This is a genomic window from Emticicia sp. (assembly GCF_049241225.1).
Lineage (GTDB): Bacteria > Bacteroidota > Bacteroidia > Cytophagales > Spirosomataceae > Emticicia.
Genome location: NZ_JBMLRC010000346.1, coordinates 11318 through 16916 on the forward strand (window position 1 = coordinate 11318; position 5599 = coordinate 16916).

Consider the following 5599-nt stretch of genomic DNA (forward strand, 5'->3'; position numbering starts at 1 on the left):
AAACCTTTACAAAATCATCTTGCGTAGGCTCATTAGCTAATACCACATTTCCTCCACCATTGCCGCCGCCATTGCCACCTCCATTTCCTCCGCCTGTGCCACCACCTGTGCTGGAATAAGAAAATATATTCCCTAAACTTGTACCTTTCGTTAATTTACCGTCGGCATCAACCGTGTAGGAATAAGCTATTTCACCATTTTTATGTTTTCCATCTTTAGTGTCGGCAGGTAGAAATGCTCTTACAAAGTCAACTTTTACTCGCTCAGGGCTTACATTTACGCTCAAATGGCCAGTTCCGTCGAGTGTGATATCGGTATAAGCATCAGCATTAGCCAATGCACCAATCTGATAAGTAGAGTCCGACGGCATTGGTACTTCTTGATACACTACCCCATCAAGCTGCTCTTGTGCGTACAGGTGGTCGTGACCTTGAAAGAAAATTGTAACTTTATTTTTGACCATTAATTGGTGAATTGGCAAGTCCCAGCCTGGTCGATTAGCTTTAAATTCATCCGTTCCTTTGCCGCCAACACCACCCCATTCGTAGCCTTTAGCAGTGGCAATTCCTCCACGTCCTTGCCCACGGGTATGATGCGAAAAAACAAACTTATATTTTGCTTTACTTTCTTCGAGGGTTTTCTTGAACCAATCGTACTGAGCTTTTCCGAGCGTCCAGTCCCAGTTTTGTGGTTTTTCGTTTACATCACAGTGGCGGTAAACATCCAGTACGATGAAAGTTGCATCACCCCAAGTCCAAGCGTAATAATTGGCGGGCAAATCCATTCCATAGGCTTCTTTATTTACATTTCCTGTATAAAAACTATTCGGAAGTGGGTTTGGGTAATAAAACTTTCGCCAAAGCGTGCCATATACGCCAATATTATTGGGAGGTGTTTGTTTCAGATAATAGCCATTTTCGCCTTCGTGATTGCCCAAACAAACAAAAAACGGCATTGAGTGGCAGACTTCGCCCAAATATTGGAGGTAATCTTTATGGAGGTCGTCCATGTCTTTGCTGGTTGTAGTAGTTGGGGTGTGGTCATCGCCAAAAATATCACCCAGCGAAAGCATAAAATCGGATTGTTCTTTAAGCTGATTTTGTAAGGTAAGTTTATAAATACTCCTTACACCTTTTTTGTCGTAGAGGTGTTCGTCAGATTCTACTGCAAACGTAAAGGCTGCTCCCGATGGACGCTGAGTAATGAAGGTATATTCGGGTGTTGGCGTATAATTTGCGGTTCCTGAAAGTCGATATTGCAAACGATAATAATATCTTGTGTTGGCCATAAGCCCCTGCATATCTACTTCATTGGGCGTATTGGCGGTATTAGTCAGCACTGCTGTTTTTGAAGTATAACTCCCCTTTTGAGTGCCAAATTCTAAGTAGAAATCTACTTTTTTATCAAAAAGAATACTGGCCGTGACTGACTTATCGGTTGGCCGACCTAAGATAATAGTCTTTGTTTGGGCTGAGATTGAATAACTTTTGGAAAGCAAAAGGAAAAAGATTATCCATACTTTAGTCTCAAAAAAATTAGATAGGTTTTTAGATTTTAAGAAATGCATTAGGGCTTTGATTAGGTTAGTTATCTTTAGATAAATTTTAACCAAGAAAGTTTAAGGCCTTTGTTACATTTTTTTTAATTTCAATCGAATACCTTTTTATCTACATCAACTCATAAATCATCTCCGAGACTTCGGATAAAACTTTTACGCCCGCATCGGCATTTTTAAGTTTTTTTGAAAGAAGCACCAACACATATTTTCTCCCATCGGGCAAATAAATAATGCCCGAATCATGCTGAACGCCCGTAATTGAACCTGTTTTATGGGCAACTTTTACGGTTTTTGGAAGTTTCTCGGGAATGATTTCATTGAATTTCTGGTCGAATAAAATCTTACGCATTTCTTCACACGATTTCTTATCAATCACTTTATTTTGAGCAATTTTCTCAAAAATCAACATCAAATCATATGCCGTAGTTGTGTTGCTCAAGCCCTTATCAAATGCCTTTTGGTCTTCTACGCCACGCAACACTTGAATATCTTTTGCTCCGAGTTTTCTCATTGATTCATTGGCATTTTTAGCATCGACTAAATCAATCAAAATGTTAGTAGCCAGATTACTACTTACAATAATCATCTGATAGGTTAGGTCATAGATTGTCATTTTTTTGCCAATCATTTTATACATTCCGTCTCCACTATCATCGGCAATATCCATGCTGTACGGGCTACCATCCACGATACTTTTAAACTCATTTTTTACCAAAATCGAATCGGTTAACTTAAATTTCCCTGCTTTGGCTTGCTTAAAAACCTCAATCATCACAGGTGTTTTCATGGTGCTAGCGGCGTGAAAGTTCTCTTTGTCGTTGATGAAGAGTGTTTTGCCCGTTTGTAAGTCTTTAAACGCTACGGCAAACTCACCTTCAACGGTTTTGAGTTTTGCCTCGATGGCAGTTTTTGTACTTTCAAGGCTTGGTTTCTGAGCAGAAATATCCATTAAAATTGCAGAAAAAATGAGGGTAAAAAATAGTTTTTGCATTTTGTAATTTTGATGAAAATGAAAGTTTTTTTACTCAGAATCGGCTACCAACAACAACTTTGCCTTTGTAGTGTTTTTTCTCTCCGTTGGTATTGAAAAGTTCGGCCAACAAAACATAATACCCAACTGGCACAACTTCATTATTGGCTGCTTTACCATCCCACTCAAAACTACTATTCACGCCAAGTAATTGATTTTGAGCAAGTTGACGAACCAATCGACCATTGACATCGTAGATTTGAATATTGGCAACATACGCACTTTGGTCGAGTTGGAAAGTGAGTTTTGTTGCTTCGTCTTGGCCATCGCCATCGGGCGTAAAAACTTCGGGTTCGATTTTAAAAACACTTTCCTGACTATCAACCAAAAGCTGAGAATTGGCATAGCCAGGTGTTGCAAAGCCTTCGGTCGAGGCCGCTGATTGCCAATTGGTCGGGTCGGTAGAAGTTTTATGATAATCAATTTTTTCGAGCGAAACACCTTCTTTTTCATCAACCAAAAGATGGTGCATTTTTTCGGTATAATCAAATCGGTCGAAAACTTTTTGGGTTTCGTTGAGTAAAATTACGGAGCCTTCATCGTCTGGAAATGAGGGCATTGAAGGAATTTCCAAAAAATTTGCTTTTACAGCCTTGAAATATTGACTTTGAACGGCACTGGCAGTTCGGCAAAGCACTAAAAATTGTTTCGGTTGCAATACAAAATCAGTAGTTGCAATGGTACGGATATTGGCAATTTTGCCAGTAGCATCTACATTAGCCAAAGCCCAATTTTTAAGCGAAATTAGTTTATCGGTTCGGTTATAAATTTCCACAAAATCTTCTCCCCCACTTCGTGGATTAAACAGCACTTCGTTTAGCACCACATTTCCTGAATCGGCAGGTTTTAGGCTTCCCAAAAGAGCCTGTGCCGAAAGCAACACATTTCCCGAACAATCGGCTATATTTTTGGCAGTAAGTGTGTAAAGTGTATTCTCTTGCAAAACAGAATTTAGCCTAAGATTTACATTCACATTTTGCGGAGATTCGATGGATATAGCATTGATTTTCAAACCTTTATCAAAACTATACGCATTGATACTGACTGCCGAAAGACTATCCAGTTTTTCGGAGAAAATTAATTTCACATTTGTGCCGCCCGTAATCTCAAAGCGGCTCAATGATGGAGGAGTAAGGTCTGGTTTTGAGGCTTTTACGGCATTTTCTTTGGCGGGCGTACCTTGCAAAGTTGCCGATGATGAAGTCCAATTTCCTTCTTCTACGCACGGGAAATTGGTATCAATCATTTCGAGTGCGTAGCCTTGGTCTTTACCTTTTTCGTACCATTTATCTGAATATGTTACCGAGAAGATTGTTTTGTTTTGTGGATTCCTGATCGTAAGCGTTGTGCCTGTATTGAGCAGCGAAAAACTCGTAAGTGCCACCACATTTCCGTAAGGCCTAAAATCGGCTTCGTTGGTGCGGCTCGTGACAATCGCGTAGCTTTTGGGTTGCAATAAAAAACTCGGAAAAGTTACGGTAGTTGTATTATAGGTAAGTCTGAAACGATTGAGGTCGATAACTTTATCGCTTCTATTATAAAGTTCGATATATTCTTTTTCGGGCAAACCCTTCGTAGGCGTTGGGTCGGCCATTATTTCACTAATAATCAACTCATTGACACTCTGAGCCGATACCTTAAACGAAACAAAAAAAATGGTGCAAGCCAATGCTGCTGCTATTCGAAAAATATTTGACTTACACCATTTTCTCATAGGTTATTCTTTAGTTTCTACTGTTTCGGTTTTTACAACCTTTGTCGGTGCCACAGGTTTTGGTTTAGCTGGGGCTTTAGCTGGGCTTGCCTTTTTTGTAACTGTCGGTTTCGGTGCTACCGCAGGTTTTGTGGCTACTGGCTGCTCCACTACATTTACTTCCTTTTCAGCTTTTTTACTCTTCTTTTCATCTTTCTTTCCAGCTTTTTTCTCGGCTTTTTTATCGGCTTTCTTTTCAGCTTTTTTTTCGAGTTTTTTAGCAGTTTTTTTAGCTTCCTTTTCAGCTTCTTTTTCGGCCTTTTTTAATGCTTTTTTTATTTCTTCCTCCGCCTTCTTTGCTTCTTTTTTCTCTTTCTTTTCAGCATCTTTCTTAATCTCAGCAACTTGTTTTGCTAATTTTTCGGCCGATTTTTCAATAGCTTTCCTAATTTTTTTGTTAGTCGATTCGCCACTAACCACTGCTGCTAAGGCAGTTGCAATTTCGGTAGCCTGTTGTTTGATTTCGGATTTCATTTTTTTGTATGTTTAATATTAACTTTTCGTTAAATTAATGTTATATAATTATTACGCAAAGACACTAAACATTGCACAAAAAAACAAAAAAAACGTGTTAAGTTTTTTCATTCAATCAAAAACTTAATATTAAACCAGAAAGTTTTTAGATTATCAACCAAAATTAATTATACTTTTGGCTCAATAAAAATAAGTATTCAACAAGGAAAAATGCAATGATGAATTTTATAACTGAGGATATTATCAAACTACTCATTTCGGCAGGCACTGGGGCGATTATCGGGCTTGAGCGAGAATACCACAGCAAATCGGCTGGTTTACGGACAATGATTCTGATTTGTTTGGGCTCTACTCTTTTTACGATTATCTCAATCAAACTTGGCTCCGACCCCGCTCGAATTGCCGCCAATATTGTTACGGGAATTGGCTTTGTGGGTGGCGGAATCATATTCAGAGATAACTCCAACGGCCGTATCACCGGCATCACGACGGCAGCCGCAGCTTGGGTTACGGCGGCTCTCGGAATGTGCGTAGGTTTTGGCAATGGACTTTACGAAACTGGATTTGTGGCCATGATTTTGGTAGTGGCAGCTCTTTATTCGCTCGTGCCGATTCAACAGTTTATTAAGAAAAAGAACACGATTCGTACTTATCGAATTGTGTGTAAATTTAGAAGCAAATCTCTGAAACACTACGAAGAAAAATTTGAGCAGTTTGGGCTTGCGGCCGAACGTGGTACTCAAAACAAAACTCACGAAAATATAAGTGGAGTTTGGATTGTGAA

Annotated in this window: 5 protein-coding genes; 1 reads left to right on the forward strand and 4 read right to left on the reverse strand. The window is 39.3% G+C overall.

Annotated elements, in window-relative coordinates; genetic code table 11:
* From ACOVO2_RS18670 to ACOVO2_RS18685, 4 genes are all read right to left on the reverse strand, one after another.
* A partial coding sequence (locus tag ACOVO2_RS18670; RefSeq protein ID WP_421771429.1) for a metallophosphoesterase occupies nt 1-1498 on the reverse strand: 1498 nt, incomplete at its 3' end.
* A gap of 169 nt (nt 1499-1667) precedes the next feature.
* On the reverse strand, nt 1668-2549 hold the full coding sequence (locus ACOVO2_RS18675) for a serine hydrolase (RefSeq protein WP_421771430.1): 882 nt from the start codon (nt 2547-2549) through the stop codon (nt 1668-1670).
* 34 nt (nt 2550-2583) lie between these two features.
* Complete coding sequence (locus ACOVO2_RS18680) at nt 2584-4302, reverse strand: lamin tail domain-containing protein (protein ID WP_421771431.1); 1719 nt, start codon at nt 4300-4302, stop codon at nt 2584-2586.
* 3 nt (nt 4303-4305) lie between these two features.
* Nucleotides 4306-4815, reverse strand: a complete 510-nt coding sequence (locus ACOVO2_RS18685) for a hypothetical protein (RefSeq protein WP_421771432.1) — start codon at nt 4813-4815, stop codon at nt 4306-4308.
* 215 nt (nt 4816-5030) lie between these two features.
* Between ACOVO2_RS18685 and ACOVO2_RS18690 the strand changes: the two genes are divergently transcribed.
* Nucleotides 5031-5599, forward strand: a 569-nt coding sequence (locus ACOVO2_RS18690; RefSeq protein ID WP_421771433.1) for an MgtC/SapB family protein, incomplete at its 3' end; no start/stop codon positions are given.

What these genes read in the sequence shown, in the direction of transcription:
- ACOVO2_RS18685 (WP_421771432.1), bottom strand. Translation starts at nt 4,815, where the DNA reads ATGAAATCCGAAATCAAACAACAGGCTACCGAAATTGCAACTGCCTTA.
- ACOVO2_RS18675 (WP_421771430.1), bottom strand. Translation starts at nt 2,549, where the DNA reads ATGCAAAAACTATTTTTTACCCTCATTTTTTCTGCAATTTTAATGGAT.
- ACOVO2_RS18680 (WP_421771431.1), bottom strand. Translation starts at nt 4,302, where the DNA reads ATGAGAAAATGGTGTAAGTCAAATATTTTTCGAATAGCAGCAGCATTG.